Source organism: Mycobacterium sp. E2733, assembly GCF_001667585.1.
Lineage (GTDB): Bacteria > Actinomycetota > Actinomycetes > Mycobacteriales > Mycobacteriaceae > Mycobacterium.
On record NZ_LZJZ01000013.1, the window covers coordinates 64974 to 81781 of the forward strand.

At 70.0% G+C, this 16808-nt stretch carries 18 protein-coding genes, 1 tRNA gene and 1 other RNA gene; 8 read left to right on the top strand and 12 right to left on the bottom strand.

Annotation, left to right across the window (positions count from 1 at the left end; genetic code table 11):
• Positions 1-21 precede the first annotated feature (21 nt).
• From A5678_RS02130 to A5678_RS02140, 3 genes are read right to left on the bottom strand one after another with little or no spacing between them, the layout of a single operon-like run.
• Positions 22-1008: an NAD-dependent epimerase/dehydratase family protein gene (locus A5678_RS02130; RefSeq protein ID WP_068037721.1), complete on the bottom strand. Its 987-nt coding sequence runs from the start codon at positions 1006-1008 to the stop codon at positions 22-24.
• Between the two features lie 27 nt (positions 1009-1035).
• The gene (locus A5678_RS02135; protein ID WP_068037766.1) at positions 1036-1698 is read right to left on the bottom strand and encodes a cutinase family protein; all 663 of its coding nucleotides are present in this window, start codon (positions 1696-1698) and stop codon (positions 1036-1038) included.
• Between the two features lie 41 nt (positions 1699-1739).
• Positions 1740-1913 (bottom strand): CsbD family protein, encoded by a 174-nt coding sequence (locus A5678_RS02140; RefSeq protein ID WP_066954818.1) that lies wholly within the window; start codon positions 1911-1913, stop codon positions 1740-1742.
• 61 nt (positions 1914-1974) lie between these two features.
• Here A5678_RS02140 and A5678_RS27420 point away from each other — a divergent pair, with 61 nt between their 5' ends.
• A complete protein-coding gene (locus A5678_RS27420) occupies positions 1975-2127 on the top strand; it encodes a hypothetical protein (RefSeq protein WP_197502013.1) in 153 nt (50 codons plus the stop codon).
• 69 nt (positions 2128-2196) lie between these two features.
• A complete protein-coding gene (locus tag A5678_RS02145; protein ID WP_068037769.1) occupies positions 2197-3471 on the top strand; it encodes a serine hydrolase domain-containing protein in 1275 nt (424 codons plus the stop codon).
• Here A5678_RS02145 and A5678_RS02150 read toward each other — a convergent pair.
• Genes A5678_RS02150 through A5678_RS02165 form a run of 4 tightly spaced genes read right to left on the bottom strand, consistent with a single transcriptional unit; the run spans position 3466 to position 7638 of the window.
• Positions 3466-4053, bottom strand: a complete 588-nt coding sequence (locus A5678_RS02150) for a cutinase family protein (protein WP_082945348.1) — start codon at positions 4051-4053, stop codon at positions 3466-3468. The two genes, A5678_RS02145 and A5678_RS02150, sit on opposite strands and share 6 nt — an antisense overlap.
• A gap of 47 nt (positions 4054-4100) precedes the next feature.
• Positions 4101-5168, bottom strand: coding sequence for a dihydrodipicolinate reductase (locus A5678_RS02155; RefSeq protein WP_068037724.1), 1068 nt, complete (start codon positions 5166-5168; stop codon positions 4101-4103).
• Positions 5169-5197: 29 nt separating this feature from the next.
• On the bottom strand, positions 5198-6328 hold the full coding sequence (locus A5678_RS02160; protein ID WP_068037727.1) for a hypothetical protein: 1131 nt from the start codon (positions 6326-6328) through the stop codon (positions 5198-5200).
• Positions 6325-7638, bottom strand: coding sequence for a hypothetical protein (locus A5678_RS02165; RefSeq protein ID WP_068037774.1), 1314 nt, complete (start codon positions 7636-7638; stop codon positions 6325-6327). Before A5678_RS02165 ends, A5678_RS02160 begins: the two co-directional genes overlap by 4 nt.
• Before the next feature lie 44 nt (positions 7639-7682).
• Here A5678_RS02165 and A5678_RS02170 point away from each other — a divergent pair, with 44 nt between their 5' ends.
• Positions 7683-8021, top strand: coding sequence for a hypothetical protein (locus A5678_RS02170; protein WP_068037730.1), 339 nt, complete (start codon positions 7683-7685; stop codon positions 8019-8021).
• Between the two features lie 4 nt (positions 8022-8025).
• On the opposite strand, the gene A5678_RS02175 is transcribed toward A5678_RS02170, so the two are convergent.
• The 3 genes from A5678_RS02175 to A5678_RS02185 form a co-directional block, all read right to left on the bottom strand.
• Entirely contained in the window at positions 8026-9381 is a 1356-nt protein-coding gene (locus tag A5678_RS02175; RefSeq protein WP_068037777.1) for a CHAT domain-containing protein, read from the bottom strand.
• Complete coding sequence (locus A5678_RS02180; protein ID WP_068037732.1) at positions 9378-11069, bottom strand: hypothetical protein; 1692 nt, start codon at positions 11067-11069, stop codon at positions 9378-9380. The genes A5678_RS02175 and A5678_RS02180 overlap by 4 nt, the downstream gene beginning before the upstream one ends.
• A 95-nt stretch (positions 11070-11164) precedes the next feature.
• Positions 11165-11620: a lipoprotein LpqH gene (locus A5678_RS02185; protein ID WP_197502012.1), complete on the bottom strand. Its 456-nt coding sequence runs from the start codon at positions 11618-11620 to the stop codon at positions 11165-11167.
• A gap of 167 nt (positions 11621-11787) precedes the next feature.
• Between A5678_RS02185 and A5678_RS02190 the strand changes: the two genes are divergently transcribed.
• Together A5678_RS02190 and A5678_RS02195 are read left to right on the top strand one after the other, a co-directional pair.
• On the top strand, positions 11788-12168 hold the full coding sequence (locus A5678_RS02190; RefSeq protein WP_068037736.1) for a hypothetical protein: 381 nt from the start codon (positions 11788-11790) through the stop codon (positions 12166-12168).
• 14 nt (positions 12169-12182) lie between these two features.
• Positions 12183-12926, top strand: a complete 744-nt coding sequence (locus A5678_RS02195; protein ID WP_156746725.1) for an enoyl-CoA hydratase/isomerase family protein — start codon at positions 12183-12185, stop codon at positions 12924-12926.
• On the opposite strand, the gene A5678_RS02200 is transcribed toward A5678_RS02195, so the two are convergent.
• Positions 12927-13724: a hypothetical protein gene (locus A5678_RS02200; protein WP_068037743.1), complete on the bottom strand. Its 798-nt coding sequence runs from the start codon at positions 13722-13724 to the stop codon at positions 12927-12929. It lies immediately after the preceding gene.
• Between the two features lie 91 nt (positions 13725-13815).
• Positions 13816-13901, bottom strand: a tRNA-Ser gene (locus tag A5678_RS02205).
• A 74-nt stretch (positions 13902-13975) separates the two neighbouring features.
• Between A5678_RS02205 and ffs the strand changes: the two genes are divergently transcribed.
• The 3 genes from ffs to A5678_RS02220 all read left to right on the top strand — a co-directional run.
• An RNA gene (gene ffs / locus A5678_RS02210) (signal recognition particle sRNA small type) lies at positions 13976-14070 on the top strand.
• Between the two features lie 88 nt (positions 14071-14158).
• Positions 14159-15451: an aminotransferase class I/II-fold pyridoxal phosphate-dependent enzyme gene (locus tag A5678_RS02215; protein ID WP_156746726.1), complete on the top strand. Its 1293-nt coding sequence runs from the start codon at positions 14159-14161 to the stop codon at positions 15449-15451.
• A gap of 55 nt (positions 15452-15506) precedes the next feature.
• A partial coding sequence (locus tag A5678_RS02220; RefSeq protein ID WP_082945347.1) for a DNA polymerase III subunits gamma/tau occupies positions 15507-16808 on the top strand: 1302 nt, incomplete at its 3' end.

Genomic DNA, 16808 nt, shown 5'->3' on the forward strand with positions numbered 1-16808 from the left:
GTTGGTCCCTCGGTGCAGGGTTCAGCTGCCGGCGCTGCGGTACGCCGCCAGTGTGTCGGCCACCGTTTCCTGCGGATCCCGGTACTTGATGCCGAGCTCGCGTTCGCTGGGCGAATCGTCGGATGCCGGCATCTGCGTGTAGTACTGCATTCCGGCCCACGTGAACGGTGTTTCGAAAGGCAGGAAGCGACCGGCCCGATCCAGCACCGCCCCCGCCACGCGCAACGCGGTGTCGGGGATCGGGACGGAGACCATGGGCGTCCCGGCGACCTCGCCGAGCATGGCCGCGAGCTCGGCCGCCGGCACCCGGTGGCCGCCCGCGGTGTAGCGCCGCGGCCCGCGTCCGGGCTCCAGCAGCGTCGCATGCAAGGTCGCCAGATCGCGGACGTCGACGATCAACCACGCCGCGCTCCGCCCCGGAATCGCGTGCATCTGCACCGCCGCCCTGACGCCCTCGCCGGCCTCGCCGAACTGGTCGCCGACCGGCGGCCCGAGCACCATGCCGGGGTAGGTGATGTTCACCGGCGCGCCGGCATCCTGCAGACCGCGGGCATAGATCTCGACCTGCGCCTTGGACGTGCCGTATCCGTCGGCGCCGCCGACGACCGGCAGGTCCGCGGACAACGTCTCCAGGCTCGGATGGAAGAGCGCGGTGAAGCTGGATACGTGAATGATCGGGTCCAAGCCCAGCTCGACCGACTGGCCGAGGACGTTCTGCGCGCCCTGCATGTTGGTCATGAGCATTTCCGTCGTCTGGCGCGGATCGGTGGCGACCAGGGCGGCGCTGTGCACCACGGCTTCGCATCCGTCCAGCGCCCGGCGCACCGCCATGCGATCGGTGATGTCGGCGACGGCGAAGTCGGAGACATCGACGCCCAGCTTGGCCACCGAAGTCTCCAGCTTGCCGGGATTGCGCACCAGAAATCGGATGGAGTGCCCCGCGTCGGCGATGGCCTTGGCCGTCCAGCCGCCGACGAATCCCGTACCGCCTGTGATCAGAACGCGCATGCTGCGATCCTTGCAGGGCCGTCCGACCTACAGGTGACTGGAGGCGAAGTTGGCGGCCTGGTTCGTCATGCCGTTCGCCCCGTAGGAGACGTGCGCGGCGAAATCGTTACCGTTGCCGGTGCCGCACACCGGATCGCCCTGGGCGCACAACTCGATGGTCTTAGGCTGATACAGCGGACCGATGGTGAGCGGCGGTGCGTGGTACTTCTGCAGGAAGTCGCCCGACGGCGTCCCGAACAAGGTGACCGCGGCGACGTGGTTCGCTATTTCCGGTGGCATGGGCGGTGGCACCGCGGACGCGGGCACGCCCGGGGGAACGGCCGCCGAGGTGACGTACCCTGCGAGCGCCGCGCCCTGCGAGTACCCGCCGAGCACCTCGCGGGTGTTGGGGCAGTTCTTGGCCGTGGCTTCGACGTGCGCGCTGGCGTCACGAATGCCGTCGACAACGGTCTGTGGGAAGTCGGGGCTCGAAAAGTCCGTGCTGGCTGGGTAATTGACGGCATACACCCCGAGGGACCTGGAGCCGATCTGCGAGCGCAGCGCGTCGACGAACGACCCGCCGATGCCGCCGACGCCGGGCGGCTCGCCCGACCCGCGGGCGAACACCACCTCGACATCGGGACATGGCTCCGCCGACGCCGACGGGCTCGGCGCACTGGATACCAGCACACCGGCGATCAGCGCCGCCAGTCCGACGAACCCCGGAAGCCGGCGAAGCGCCGCGAGCCCGCTCACTTCTTGAACGCGTCTTTCACCTTTTCGCCCGCATCCTTGAGGCTGGACTTCGCCTGATCCGCCCGGCCCTCGTCCCTGGTGTCGTGGTCCCCGGTCGCCTTGCCGACGGCCTCCTTGGCACGGCCGCCCAGGTCCTCGATCTTGTTCTTCAGCTTGTCCTCGTTACTCATGCCGGTGTGGCTACCCCGCAATGGGAGATGTTGAAACCCCCGCCCTGCCATCATGGAGGTCGTGAGCGCCGCAATCGTGGTCGCAATAGTGGTGGGGTTGATGCTGCTCGGCATCGGCATGGTGGTCAACCAGCTGCTTCGGCTGCGCAGGTATTTGAGGGACTCGCCGGCCGGGCCACCCCCCACGCCGGAGCCCCCGGAGCCGCCCACCTAGCCGAATCGAGCGAATTCGGCCGGGCCGACTGATAGCTTCTTCCTCGTGGTAGCGGGGCATCGGGGCACCGTGAAACCGTCGGCTCTTCTGGTCGCCGACGATGGTCTGCCACGTGGAGTCTCCGGTGCGGCCGACCCCCATTTCGGCAATGTCGTCAAGCTGTTCGCGCAGCTGTTTCCCGGGCGCCGGTTCGGCGGCGGAGCGTTGGCCGTCTACATCGACGGCGTGCCCGTGGTCGACGTGTGGACGGGGTGGTCGGACCGGGCCGGCACCCAGCTCTGGACCGCCGACACCGGCGCGATGGTCTTCTCCGCGACGAAGGGTGTCGCATCGACGGTGATCCATCGGCTGGCCGACCGCGGCCTGCTGTCCTACGACGAGCCCGTCGCCGAATACTGGCCGGAGTTCGCGGCCAACGGCAAGGCCGAAATCACGGTCCGTGACGTCTTGCGGCACCGCTCCGGGTTGTCGCACCTGCGCGGAGTGACCAAGGCGCAGCTGATGGACCACGTCCTGATGGAGGAGCGCCTCGCCGCCGCGCCGGTCGACCACTTGCGTGGCGTGCAGGCCTATCACGCGCTGACCTACGGATGGCTGCTGTCCGGTCTGGCCAGGGCGGTGACGGGCAAGGGCATGCGGGAACTGATTCGCCAGGAGGTCGCGCGTCCCCTCAACACCGACGGCCTGCACCTCGGCCGCCCTCCGGCAGGCTCGCCAACCAAGCCGGCGGAGATCCTGATACCGCAGGGCAGGTTGCGCGCCCCGGTGTTCAACTTCCTCGCACCCAAGATGGCCGGCCTGCCGTTCTCCGGCGCGCTGGGCGCGATGTACTTCCCCGGCGTCGTCTCCCTGATCAAGGGGGACACCCCCTTCCTCGACGGGGAGGTCCCCGCCGCCAACGGGGTGGTGACCGGCCGCGGGCTGGCGAAGATGTATGCCGTGCTGGCCAACGACGGCCGCATCGACGGCAAGAAGTACCTCTCCGAGGAGCTGGCGCGCGGCCTGGCGGGCCAGGCGCGCCGGAAGTGGCCGGACGCGAACATGGTGGTGCCCATGCCATTTCACCTCGGTTACCACGAATCACCGGTGCCCGGATTGCTCCGCGGTTTCGGCCACGTCGGTCTCGGCGGAACGCTCGGTTGGGCCGACCCGGAGGCCGGCAGTTCGTTCGGTTTCGTCCACAACCGGTTGCTGACGCCGTTGCTGTTCGACATGGGATCCTTTGCGGGCCTGGCCCGCCCGCTACGCAACGCCGTCCTGGCGGCCCGCGATCAGGGCCCGCTGCGGGTGCCGCAGCTCGGCGCCACCTACGCCAAGTCCGGGCGGCGCAAGGCGACCCTATAACCGGGCGGCGACCAAGCTGGCGGCCTGCGCCGTCATCCCGGACCGCACATACGAGGCGTGCGCATAGACGTTGATGGTGGAGTCGTCGGAGCACGCCGGGTCGCCGGCGGCGCACATGTCGATGGTCTTTGCGGCGTACGGCGGGCCGATCGGGGGAAACACGGTGCCCGACACCCGATTCGCGAGTGCGCTCGTCGGATTGCCGAAGACGGCGATCGCCGCGACGTGCTCGGGCGCCTGGGGCGGCATGGCCGGCGTGGCCAAGTCGATCACCCCCGCGCCCTGCGAGAATCCGCCGAGCACCAACCGGGTGATGGGGCAGCGACCCATCATGTCCTGCACGTGGGCGACCAAGTCGTCGGCACCGCTCTGCGCGCTCGCCGCGAAGGCCTCGGTCGCGGGGTAGTTGACCGGGTAGACGCCCATTGACCGCCCGGAAATTTGGGCGCCGAGCGAGTCGATGAACGCCTGGCCCACGCTGCCGACACCCGCGGGCTGGCCGGTTCCGCGGGCGAACGCCACCTCGACGGCCGGGCACGGGTCGGCATGAGCGGCGGGGGAGTCGAGCGGCCCGCTCAGCATCGCCCAACTCGCCACGGCCGCAACGGCAACGACGATGCGCTTCGCGGTCACCGCTTCATGCTGACATGGGCGTTCCCACGCGGCAGTGTCAGCGGAAGATCGGTGTAGCTGACGATGCCCGGCGCCGCCGCGACGACGGCGGGGATCGCGTTGATCGCCGGCATCGCGGTCATGATGTGCCCGAGGTCCATGAACTCCTCGATGGTGGTGGCCTCGAAGTACGGCGGCGGCAGGAAGCCGACCTTGGTGGTCACGGTTGGTTGCCCGTCGATCTGGATGACCCAGCCGTCCTGTTCGATTTTCCAGTCGGGTTCGAGCGTCTGCCCCTTGCGCCACCGCACATTCAGGTCGATCAGGGTGGCGCCGCCGACGATGCCCTGCCAGCTGATGTACACGCCCGCCACGCACCCGGCGGGGATGGTCCAGGACGCCATTTCGAGATCCGCCGTGGTCTGGGCGAACTCGGCCACGCACTTCACCTCGTCGAGCTCGACGCCGAGCGCGTCGCCCACAAGCCGGACGGCCTCGCCGAAGATGGCCGTCCCCTTCGCCGCCATCGCCGGCAGCTCCGGGTGGTCGATCGGCTGGCCGAAGCCTACCGGCTTCTCGGTCTCCGGTGAGTCGTAGAACGTGGTGTCGGCGGCCTCGTTCACCGTGACCTTGTCGATCCGGTTGCACACCATCGCCGACACGATGGCCAGCAGCTCGGCGAAACCGGGGCTCACCCCCGACCCGAAGATCGTGGCACCGCCCTTCTCGCAGGCCTCCGCCAACTTCTCGCGGCCGTTCCCTAGGTTCCCCCCGGTGATGAACGACGCCGTGGTCACCACGTTGACGCCCGCGGACAAAATGCGGACCAGCTCGTCGACGTCGATCCACATCGGGTTGTAGACCACACAGTCCGGCTTCAGCGCGAGCAGCGCGTCGACGTCGTTGGTGGCCGCCACGCCCAGCGGCGGGATGCCGACGAGTTCCCCGGCGTCGCGGCCGACCTTTTCCGCCGACCAGGCGTAGCAGCCCACCAGTTCATAGGTGGGGTTGGCCACGATCGACTTCAGCGAGCTCTTGCCGACATTGCCGGTGTTCCACTGAACCACTCGATAGTTGTTTGGCACTCGCTCAGCATAGGGAATGGGCGCCGGTGTTAGTAGGCGGATTCGGCCGCCAGAATCTCGGCGAGGAACGCGTCGTCGGCCGGCCGGTCCAGCCGCGCCCGTGCCCACCGTCGCACGCGTTGCCGGGTTTCGGGCGACTCCGTGGTGTCGGCGCCGACTTGCACCGACGTCGCCGACCAATCGTGGTCCCACGCCGCCGATTCCGTGAGCCCACGGTGCGCGCCGTCGACCAGCGGGACGGTCGCGCGGCCGGCGGCATCGAGGGCGCCGGCGCCGGAAATCACGCCGGAGCGCAGTCGCACCTCGACGCCGGTGGGCGCGTCCGGTCCGATGACCGCTGCCCGCACCAGGGCCACGATGGCCGTCCCGGCCGCCTCGATCGTCCAGTCGACGGTGTTCTCACCCGCGTCGAAGATGCCGGGCGGAACTCCACCCCAGTTGACCGACGCGACACCGCGGGCGATCGGGGCCGCGGTGCGCGGGCCCGCGCCCGCGCCGGCGGCCAGCGCGTAGTCGTCGCGGCGGCCGCTCGGCACGCTCAAGGATATGTCCGAATCATCTAGGGCGGCATAGAGTTCGGCCCAGCCTGGGCCGTCCGCCCCCAGTTCGTCGGCCAGGTCGACGCCGGCCCGCACCAGATCGAGCGCGCGCGGATCACCGTCTGCGACGTGCGCGGCCAGCGCGACGCCGTGCGGCGCCAGCAATCCCGCGACATCGGAATCGAAGGTGTCGTCGGCGAAGAAGCCCTGCGCGCCCGCGGTCAGCAACGCGACTTCGAGGTCCAGCAGCGCGCGGTCGAGCCCGGCGATGCCGTCGCGCCGGCTGGCGGGCCACCAGCGCCGCAACCAGTGGCCCACGGCCAGCCTGCGGAGCGGGGCGACCGAGCCCGGCAGGATGTCCACGCCGGCGAGGTCGATGCCGTGTGGGTCGTTCGCCGACCCCACCGCCGAAGCCAGGGCGACGTGTCCGGATTCGCCGAGGATCCGCCAAAGCCAGTCGGCGCGGCCGCGATCGGTGAACGTGATGTGGGCCGCCGCGTCGTCGTGGTCGTCCAGGGTCCACGACAGCACCGCGCCGCTGACCTCCAGCACCGCCGCCAGCGGTGTCGCCTCGCTGGCGGGGCCGGTGCTCCACAGGCCGGAATCGGCAACCAATCTCATCCGGCCACCTGCAATTCCAGCATCGCCTTGATCCGCTGCCGGTGGTCCAGGCTCACCGACCGCGCGACGCCCTCGAGCAGCGACCGCACGTCGTCCACGTCGTCGCACGGCTCCTGCCACACGTCGCGGCCGTGCAGCCGCGCCCACAGCCGGCTCAGGTAGGGCTGCGGGTACGCGGCGAGGTCGTCGACCACCTGCCGCTGGCGGGGATGGATTGGGCCGCCCTCGGCGAGGTAGCGCCTGGCGTGCAGCACGTAGGCCTCCTTGCGCAGCCGCGCCTGAATCTGTGCCGCCAGGGCGTAGCGGCTGGCGACCGATGGGTCCAGCGGGGCCAGCTCCACCGCGACCTCGACCCCAGCGACGAGCGTGGCCTGTTTGTCCTCGGCCATCAGCCCCCAGGGCGCGCAGGCCCGGTCGACCTCCTCCTCGCAGAGCAGGGGGATGTCGGGCAGCGCGTCGCGGTCCAGGGCGCGGCGCAGTGTCGCGCGCACCCGGTCGACCACGCTGCGGTCCAGCGGCCGGTCGCTGTCGGATTCGCCGGCAACTTGTGGAGGTCGTTGCGGGGCAACCGAACTCAGGCCGAGTTCGACGATCGACCACGGTAGTTCCGCCCCATCGACGCGCGCCAACGCCCCCAGGTTGTACGGCGTCGCGTCGGCGATCATCGCCGACCAGACGCGCTGCCGGGCCGTCGCGCTGCGGTGGCTGTTGGCCGGTCCGAGCACGGTGGTGAGCTCGGCCAGGAAGGGGGCGGTGACGGTGTTGCCGGCCCGCACGTCGCGCCAGCTGCGGTCGAGCTGGTCGGCCAGCTTGGCGACCGCTTCGGGATCGGCCAGGTATTGGTGCAGCACCTCGATCGCGGTGCGGTCACGGCCCTGGTGGATGTCGCCCAGCACGGTGGCGGCCGTCTCGCGATCCTGCGGTGCCGGTGGGCCTTTCGTCACCGCGAGCTCGTAGCACACCGGGAAGTACAGTTCCTGCGCGTTTCCGGTGCGGATGCGCTGCCGGCGGCGCTCCAATTTGAGGACCTCGAACCACGCTGCGGCCGAGCGCAATTCGGCGCCGTTGCCGACGATCAGGTCGTACATCGCCGCGGCCGTCTCGGGGGCGACGACGGGAGCCGAATATTGCGGGTTCGACCGCAACCGGAGCACCAACGGGTCGATGATGCGTTTGACGGTGCGGCTCAATGGGCCGCCGTCGTCGCTGCTGAGCACCTCCACGCCGGGACCGATCGCCCGCCATGCTCCGTCGATCACCGACCGGCGTGGGTGGCCGACCGCGACGGCCAGCTGCGAATCCGGGCTCATCAGCACAGAATAGGGCCACCGCGCGAAACGCGGCAGCCGAAAACTTGGGTTCGGTAGCCGGTCGGTGGCCTCACCCTGGTCGCATGAACAAGCTGTGGGTGCTGGTTGACCGGATCAGGCACGCCCGCCGTCGCGGCCGCGGGGAGCGCGCCGTCGGGGTTGGCACCGTGCGCACCGTCGAGCGGCAGGTTTTCATCGAGGTGGTCGCCGTCTCCGGGGAAACCTTCATCGGAAAGTTGGCGCGCTGCGGCGGCGACGTCGACCTGTCGATGCTGCGACCCGGCCTGGTCGTTCTGGTGGCGTTTGATCCCGCTGCGCGCGACGAACTTTCGCTGCCGGACGACGTGCTGGCGGTGCAGGCGGCCTTCGTCGCCTCGCCGTGAGTCGCTACCGTGCGCCGTCCACCGCGAACGTGGCAACCGCGGCCCAATACAACGGGCAGGCCGTCACCTCGCCGTCGCGCCAGCGCCGCATCTGCTCACGCTGCCAACGGTTCACCGCGCACCCGGCGTCTCCTTCCGCGCCATGCGCGCGATCCACGGCGGCCACGACGTCGGCCATCGGATCGGCGGCCGCCGTGGCGAACTGCCGATACGCCGCCGTGGTGGGCAGCGACCACAGGGTAGCCGTCACCAACTGTGCGCCGCCCAGGATCATCGCCGCCACCAGTCCGGTCGCCTCGTCGAATTGATAGTCGCCGCCCGACCCGCACGCGAGCAGGGCCACCCGGGGCGGCATCGGCAGTTGCAGGGCTATCAGGTCCGACGCGGTCAGCGGGCGGTGATCACCGATCGCGTCGGCGTCGCCGGGCACCTCGGCGGTATCGGCCAGGTGCAGCGCGGCCCGATCGGCCTGGCCGTCCGCCGAACTCGCGTGGCCGACGTAGAGCAGCCTGCTCGGGGCCTGAGCCAGCAGCTTGGCCAGCCATGTGCGATCGGCGTCCTGCCGACGGAACAGTTCGACCGCGGTGGCCGGAGATTCAATGCCCGGCAGGACCGGCCGGTGCTCCAGCACGTCGGAGAAGTGCCGCGCCAGCGGTGTTTCCGGCGCGGGCCTGCCCAGCACCGACCCCAGCGCGGAGTCCGGGCGCTGCCCCGGCACCCTGGGGTCGAGGACCAGCAGCGGCGGACCGTCCTTCCTGGCGTCCCATCCGGCCGGCGCCCGCGGTGAGTGGACGATGTTCGGCGGCACCGCCATCAGGACGTCGACCAGTTCCATCAGCCGGTGGCCGTCCGTGTGCTTCCCGATGTCGGCGAGCTGCCAGGGGATTCGCGCCGCTGCCCGGCCGCTGGCGGTGATGGCCTCCTGGCGGGCGCGCACCAGTTCTTCCTTGTTTGGACCCGATTTCGGCACCGCCAGCAGCCCCCACGGGACGCGCGCCAGCCGCGCGCTGGGCGAGACGAACAGGACGGCGCGCGGCGTGGCCACGGACTCGGCCAGCAGTTGCCAGCCGGCGGAGCCGATCAGCAGCACCCCGAGGATGTAGGCGAGCGTCAACTCGCTCTCCGTCGTCGCGAACGGCCCGGTGGTGAGCGCGCGTTTGATGGCGTCCCGCCTGCTCTCGGCGCCGTGCGGCTCGGGCAGGGCGTTCGCCAGTTCTTCCAGCGCCGCCAGCAGCAGCGGCTCTTCGATGACCCAGTTGACGGTGCGCGACGGCTCGCCGACGACCCGCAAGCTGGCGTAGGTGGCGATCCCGACGTCGGCGTACCGCAGGATCAGGGTGGCCCGGCCGGCGTCGGTCATGGCCAGGTCGACCACGCGGGCTCGGTCGCGGTGACGTCGCGGCCGTAGCGCTGGAAAGCCAACGTCCGATAGCGACTCAGGATCGGCTCGGTGTCCGGCTGCATCCGCAACGGCGGCAACGGTCCCAGCCGGGTCAGCGATGCGCCACCGGGGGCCGGCGAGCCGGCCGCGGCCAGCGCGGGGGCCGGCTCCAGGTCGGCGTCCAGGGCAACCGGGGCGGTGGCCGTCGACGCCCATTCGCCGGTTGGCGGCCGCTGCGGGCCCGTACCGAAAGTCCCTCGCGCGCTGTGATATTCGACCAGCTCACTGATCAGTTCGGTGTTCTCCCATTCCCAGGCGACGGCGAAAGCACCGGCCAGGACGGGGGCCGAAATGCTGGTGGCCCAGCGCGATCGCGCGTCGGTGTCGGCCATCGAATACCGCACCGAGTCGACCGCCAGGGCTGCCGGCACCTTCAGCTCGGCGGCCTGCTGAAGCTTCGTCATGCCGCGCCGGTATTCGTCGGTGCCGACTTCCCCGTGGAGGATGCCGAGCCCCTCCGCCTGCCGCGCCTCGGTTTCCTGCAGCGTCTCGTCGGGATCGCCCGAGCTGTCGAAACCGAGGTCCGCCAATGCGTCCGCGCGCCACACCGTGCCGAGATGATTGTCGAGGAGTGCGTACTGCAGCCAGCTGCTGCGTGGCGACGAGTCGAGCAGTTCGCGCGCCTGGGCGATCAGCTCGACCGCCTCGGCGAAGCGGCTCCAGAAGATCGCTATCCAGCTGCGCTGCAACAGGATACGGTGCAGATGCAGCGGCTTACCCAGTTCGCGCCAGTGCCGCTCGGCGTGTTCCCAGCACTCGTCGGCGGCTTCCAGGGCGCCGGCCCCCAGCCGGGTGAGCCCCATATACAGCCAGCACCGGGCGACGTCGTGTGCCCGGGCATGGCGGGCGATGACGGGGTAGGCCTCCGACACCAGCTGTTCGGTGCCGGCGTGGTCGTTGGCCGCCCAGCGCGCCGCCGCCCGCTCCAATCGTGCTTGCGCCGTGGCCAATTCCCAGCCGTTGGCCTGCGCCCGGGCTTCCGCGCGACGCAGCCACGGATCGGCTTCGGGGAGCCGGCCCGTTTGGACGCAGAACCTGCCGTACCCGATGCCGGCGACGACCCGGAGGTGGTCGGCGGCCTCGCCGCTCTCGCGGTAGTCGACCAGGCCGCGAACCACCTTCTCCCACAACGGGGCCGACCGGGCGTGCAGGTCGTCGTCGCACAGCGCGGTCGCGCACAATACGAGCGCGTGAATGCGCAGGCGAGCATGTTCGTCGGCCAGGCCGGGAACATCCGCGTCGTCGTCCAACGCGGCCAGCGCCGCCGCCGCTCCCTCGTGATCGCCGCTGGCCCCGGCCAGGCCGGTTTGCAGAAACTGAGCCCGCCGCGAGTACCGGTGGATCATGTGTGTGATGCCTGCGTCGGCGGGCATGCTCGCGTAGATCGCCACGCAGTCCTGGATGCGCCGGATGGATTCGCGCACGCCGTCATTCGCGCCGCGCTCGAGGTAGATCTCGCCGAGCTGGGCGAGGACTTCCAGCATCAGATCGTCCCGGTCTTCCCGCTCGATGCGCGGTATCAGGGAAAGCAGCAGATCACGCGCCCCGGCTTCGTCGGCCGCGAACGCCAGGCGGCGCGCGTTGTCCAACTCGCCGGGGATCGACACGGCTGCATCATAAGTCCGCGGGTGTCGCCCGGGCAGGGAAAGCGGCGAGCGGCGGACGCGCGATCCAGGCACATCCGCCGCTCGGTCGCAACCGATCAGCCGCAGGTCACCTTGATGTTGAAGTCCTTGCTGATCATGCCGGCCATCGGGTTCTTCAGGTCGGCACCCTGCGCCTGCCCCGTGATGGTGTAGGTCTTGCCGTCCACCGCCACGTTGGCCGAACCGACCTTCGCGCCCATGTTGTTGCTGACCGACAGGGCGTTGCCGTCGACCACCATCGCCAGCGACTCGACCTTCGGCGTGGACTCGTCGGTCATCACGACGGCGAGCGCCTGCCGTCCGCCGCTGGAGCCGCTGCCGATGTCGATCTTGCCGCCGGTCCTGACGCAGGTCACCGAGGCCGGGTCCAGGCCCGCCAGGTCGGTGCCGCCAACCTTGACCTGCGCCCCGCCGCCATTGGCGACGCTGGGTGCCGTGCTCGATGCCGGGCTGGCCGAGTGGCCGCCGCTGGAGCACCCCACCAGCACCGATGCGGCGCCCAGTGTCCCAATCGCAGCCGCGAGAAGACGTTTCACTTGCGGTTCCCTTCCTCCGTGCGCCGCCCCGCTGGCGTCGCCATGCCGCAAGTACAGATCGCCCGATTCGCTACCGATCCCAAATTTCGTGGCGTCGAACCGGTAGGCTGCGTCGAGGTCGGCGCGGGCGAAGGAGGCACTCAATGCTGAGCGTGAAGTGGCTGGAAAAGCCTGAGGCCCATGACTTTCCGGCGGCGGCGGACTACCTGACGATGGTCGCGGACTCGGCGACCGTCAAAAAGGTGATCAAGAAGCTGAAGGCCGGCACGGTCACACACCGCAAGGCCAAGGACATCCTGCGGGCGGCGCGGCTGGGCCTGTTGCCGGTCGACAATCCGCACGTCGCCGCGGACCTGACCAAGATCGAGAAGGGCCAACCGCTGTCGCCCATCCTGCTGGTCCGCGGCGACTTCCCGACCGGTGTGCCGTTACAGATCGCCGACGGCTACCACCGCGTGTGCGCGAGCTATCACACCGACGAGAACACCGACATTCCGGTCGTCATCGCGGCCGTGAACCGCTGACCGGGGACGTGACGATGATCGACATCAAGACCGTGGGAACCGTGCAGGTGCTGACCCTGTCGGCGGGTCCGGTCAACGCCCAGGACGTCGAGCTGCTCGACGAGCTGACCCTGGCCGTCCACGATCTGGGTCGCTCGGACGCCGGCGCGCTGGTCGTCACCGGGGCCGGCCGGGCGTTCAGCGCCGGGGTCGACCTGAACCGCGTGGTGCAGGGCGGCGCCGGCTACACCGACCGGCTGGTCCCGGCGCTGTCGGCGGCGTTCGAGGCGATGTTCGCCTATCCGGGCCCGACCGTCGCCGCCATCAACGGCGCGGCCATCGCGGGCGGATGTGTGCTCGCGTGCGCCTGCGACCGCCGGCTCATCGGCCCCGAAGCGCAGATCGGGGCGGCGGAGGTGCGCGTCGGGGTGCCGTTCCCGGTCGCCGCGCTGGAGGTCATGCGCTACGCCTGCGGCGATCGCGCCGAGGAGGTGCTGCTGGGCGGGCGCACCTATCGCGGTGCGGAAGCCGTGGCCCGCGGGCTCGCCCACCGGGTGGTCGAAGACGATCTCCTCGAGGCGGCCGTGGCGGAGGCATCCGACCTCGGTGGCGTCCCGGCCGACGCCTATCGGCAGACCAAGACCCAGCTGCGGGCCCCGACGATGGCGCGCATCCACGACGGCCGGAGTGTCGACGACGAGGTCCGCCAGATGTGGGGCTCGGACGGGACCCTGCAACGCATCGCCGCCTACGTGGAGCGCCTGCGGCGGCGCGACTGACTATTCCTCGTCGAGGGCTTCTTCGACGGCGACGCCGCCCCTGGTGCGCCGGCGCCGCATCCGATGCGACCCCTTGCCGGTCGGGCGGCGGTTGCGCAACTTGGCCTCGCTGGCCTCGGTGGGCTCTTCCGCCTCGGCGGGCTCTTCTGTCGGCTCGGAAGCCGCGGCCACCTCGGCCGTCTCTTCGGAGCGCTCGGCCGTGACCGCCTCGGTTTCCTCCGACTCGTCGGCCTCGGCCTCTTCGGCCTCTGTCTCCTCGGCCTCAGCCTCGTCGGTGGGTTCGCCGTCTTCCTCGCCGTCGGCCTCCTCGCCCGCCTTGCGGCGCAACCGACGCTTCTTGGGTTTCTTCGCCTTGATCGGTTTCGGCGGGGGCGGCGGCAACTCGGCGAGGAACGACAGGTAGAACGCGAAGAACCCGAGCAATCCGATCGCGGCGGCGGCGCCGTAGATCGCGAACAGATACCGCCCGGCGGCGTCCAGGCTCAGCCAGATTTCGCTGATCGCCGTGCCGATGATGAGCACGCCGGCCAGCACATGGGCCACGATCGAGGCGACCCTGAGAGTGAGGGCCAGCTGCGGCGTCCCCAACTCCGGCTTGCGCACCCGCAACAGGTTGAACACCACCGGCAGCGCGGCCAGAGCGACCAGCGCGCCCGTCGCGATCCGAAGCCCCGTCCCCAACGAATGCGTCGTGTCACCCATCAGCTCCGGCCAACGGGGCAACACGAAAAAGAAGTAGAGGACGCCGGCGGCGATGGAGAACAGCAGGTGCCACGGCACGGCGATCTTGCGCCCCATACCCCTCCTCGTGCTGGTGAGTCCACGCCAGCCTAAAGGCGGCCGACCCAATTCCAGACCAATTCGTGCTGTCCGCATGGCGGACCAATTGCGGAGGATGCGGGATTTGAACCCGCGAGGGCTGTTAACCCAACCCGCGTTCCAGGCGAGCGCCATAGGCCACTAGGCGAATCCTCCGTGGCCATGGTAACCGAGGCCCCCACGGCCCTGGAGTCGCACGTCGGCTACTTCATCCGAGGTATTAGACTCGCCGTGGACCCCGCGCGGCGTCTATCCTGTGAACTCCCCCAGGGCCGGAAGGCAGCAAGGGTCAATGGGCTCTGTCGGGTGCGCGGGGTCCCCTATGTCCGATGAGTGGCGACCCGCTTCGCCCGGCTCCGCCGCGCTTGCGATCGCCACTGATGATTCCAGCGTTCAAGGCGAAAGGGCCCATGGTGTCTTTCGATTCCCTCAGCCCTGAAGAGTTAGCGGCTCTGCATGCGCGCAACCAGCAGGATTACGCGGATCTGCAGGCCAAGAAGCTGTCCCTCGATCTGACCCGCGGCAAACCGGCGCCCGAGCAGCTCGACCTGTCCAACCAGTTGCTGAGCCTGCCCGGTGACGACTACCGCGACGGCGAGGGCACCGACACCCGCAACTACGGCGGCCTGCACGGCCTGCCCGAGCTGCGGGCCATCTTCGGGGAACTGCTCGGCATCGCAGTGCCCAACCTGATCGCCGGCAACAACTCCAGCCTTGAACTGATGCACGACCTCGTCGCCTTCTCGATGCTGTATGGCGGCGTCGACTCCCAGCGCCCCTGGAAGGACGAGGCGAGCGTCAAATTCCTGTGCCCCGTTCCCGGCTACGACCGGCACTTCAACATCACCGAGACGATGGGCATCGAGATGATCCCCGTCCCGATGCTGGCCGACGGTCCCGACGTCGACCTGATCGAGGAGCTGGTCGCGGTCGACCCGGCGATCAAGGGCATGTGGACGGTGCCGGTGTTCGGTAACCCCACCGGAATCACCTACTCATGGGAGGCGGTGCGCCGGCTGGTTCAGATGCGGACGGCGGCGCCCGATTTCCGCCTGTTCTGGGACAACGCGTACGCCGTGCACACGTTGACGCATGACTTCGCTCACCAGATCGACGTGCTGGGGCTGGCCGCCGCGGCCGGCAACCCGAACCGGCCCTACGTCTTCGCGTCCACCTCGAAGATCACCTTCGCCGGCGCGGGCGTGAGCTTCCTGGGCGGATCGCTGGGCAATATCGCGTGGTACCTGCAGTACGCGGCGAAGAAGTCGATCGGCCCGGACAAGGTCAACCAGCTGCGGCACCTGCGCTTCTTCCGCGACGCCGACGGGGTCCGCCTGCACATGCTGCGCCACCAGCGGATCCTGGCGCCGAAATTCGAGTTGGCGCTGGAAATTCTGGACAAGCGGCTGAGCGACTCCAAGATCGCCTCGTGGACCGAACCCCAGGGCGGTTACTTCATCAGCCTCGACGTGTTGCCTGGTACGGCGCGCCGGACCGTGGCGCTGGCCAAGGACGCGGGCATCGCTGTGACCGATGCGGGCGCGTCGTTCCCGTACCGAAAAGACCCGGACGACAAGAACATCCGGATCGCACCCACGTTCCCGTCGCTGCCGGACCTGCGCGATGCGGTCGACGGGCTGGCCACTTGTGCGCTGCTGGCGGCCTCGGAGTCGCTGCTCGTCTCCGCCGCGTCAAGTGTGAGCTGACGGCGAGCACACGCCAGCCGCGCTCTAGTCGGACGACGCCGGTAGCCTGCTGACCGTGGCCCTCTACCGCAAGTACCGACCGGCAACCTTCGCCGAGGTGGTGGGGCAGGAGCACGTCACCGAGCCGCTGTCGATCGCTTTGGAAGCGGGCCGGATCAACCACGCCTATCTGTTCTCGGGGCCGCGCGGCTGCGGGAAAACCTCGTCGGCGCGCATCCTGGCGCGCTCGCTGAACTGCGTGCAGGGGCCGACGGCCAATCCGTGCGGGGTGTGCGAGTCGTGCACGGCGCTGGCTCCGAACGCCCCGGGCAGCATCGACGTGGTGGAACTGGATGCTGCCAGCCACGGCGGCGTGGACGACACCCGCGAGCTGCGGGACCGCGCGTTCTACGCGCCGGCGCAGTCCCGCTACCGGGTGTTCATCATCGACGAGGCGCACATGGTGACCACCGCGGGGTTCAACGCGCTGCTCAAGATCGTGGAGGAGCCGCCCGAGCACCTGATCTTCATCTTCGCCACCACCGAACCGGAGAAGGTGCTGCCGACGATCCGGTCGCGCACCCACCACTACCCGTTCCGGCTGCTGCCGCCGAAGACCATGCGGGCGTTGATCGGGCGGATCTGCGAGCAGGAGGGCGTCGTCGTCGACGACGCGGTTGTCCCGTTGGTGATCCGCGCGGGCGGCGGCTCACCCCGCGACACGCTGTCGGTGCTCGACCAGCTGCTGGCGGGTTCTGAGACCGGTCCCGAGGGGCCCCATGTCACCTATCCGCGGGCCCTCGGGCTGTTGGGCGCCACCGACGTCGCGCTGATCGACGACGCGGTGGACGCCCTCGCCGCGTCGGACGCCGAGGCGTTGTTCGGCGCGGTGGAGTCGGTGATCGATGCGGGCCACGACCCGCGGCGCTTCGCCACCGACCTGCTGGAGCGGTTCCGCGACCTCATCGTGCTGCAGGCGGTTCCGGACGCGGTCAGCCGCGGCGTGGTGGACGCCCCGGAGGACGTGCTCGACCGCATGCGCGACCAGGCCGTCCGCCTCGGGTCGGCCACCCTGACCCGCTACGCCGAGGTCGTGCAGGCGGGGCTGGGCGAGATGCGCGGCGCGACGGCGCCGCGCCTGCTGCTCGAGGTGGTTTGCGCGCGGCTGCTGCTGCCCTCGGCCAGCGACACGGAGTCGGCGCTGCTGCAGCGCGTCGAGCGGATCGAGACGCGGCTGGACCTGTCCATTCCCGCCTCCGAGACGGCCGCCGCGCACCCGCCGGCGGCGGCCGCGCCCGCGCGGACCCGCAAGGCCCCGCCCCAGGAGCCCGCATGGTCTTCGGCGGCAGCAGCCGGAACGGGTAGTGGTGGGTGGGGC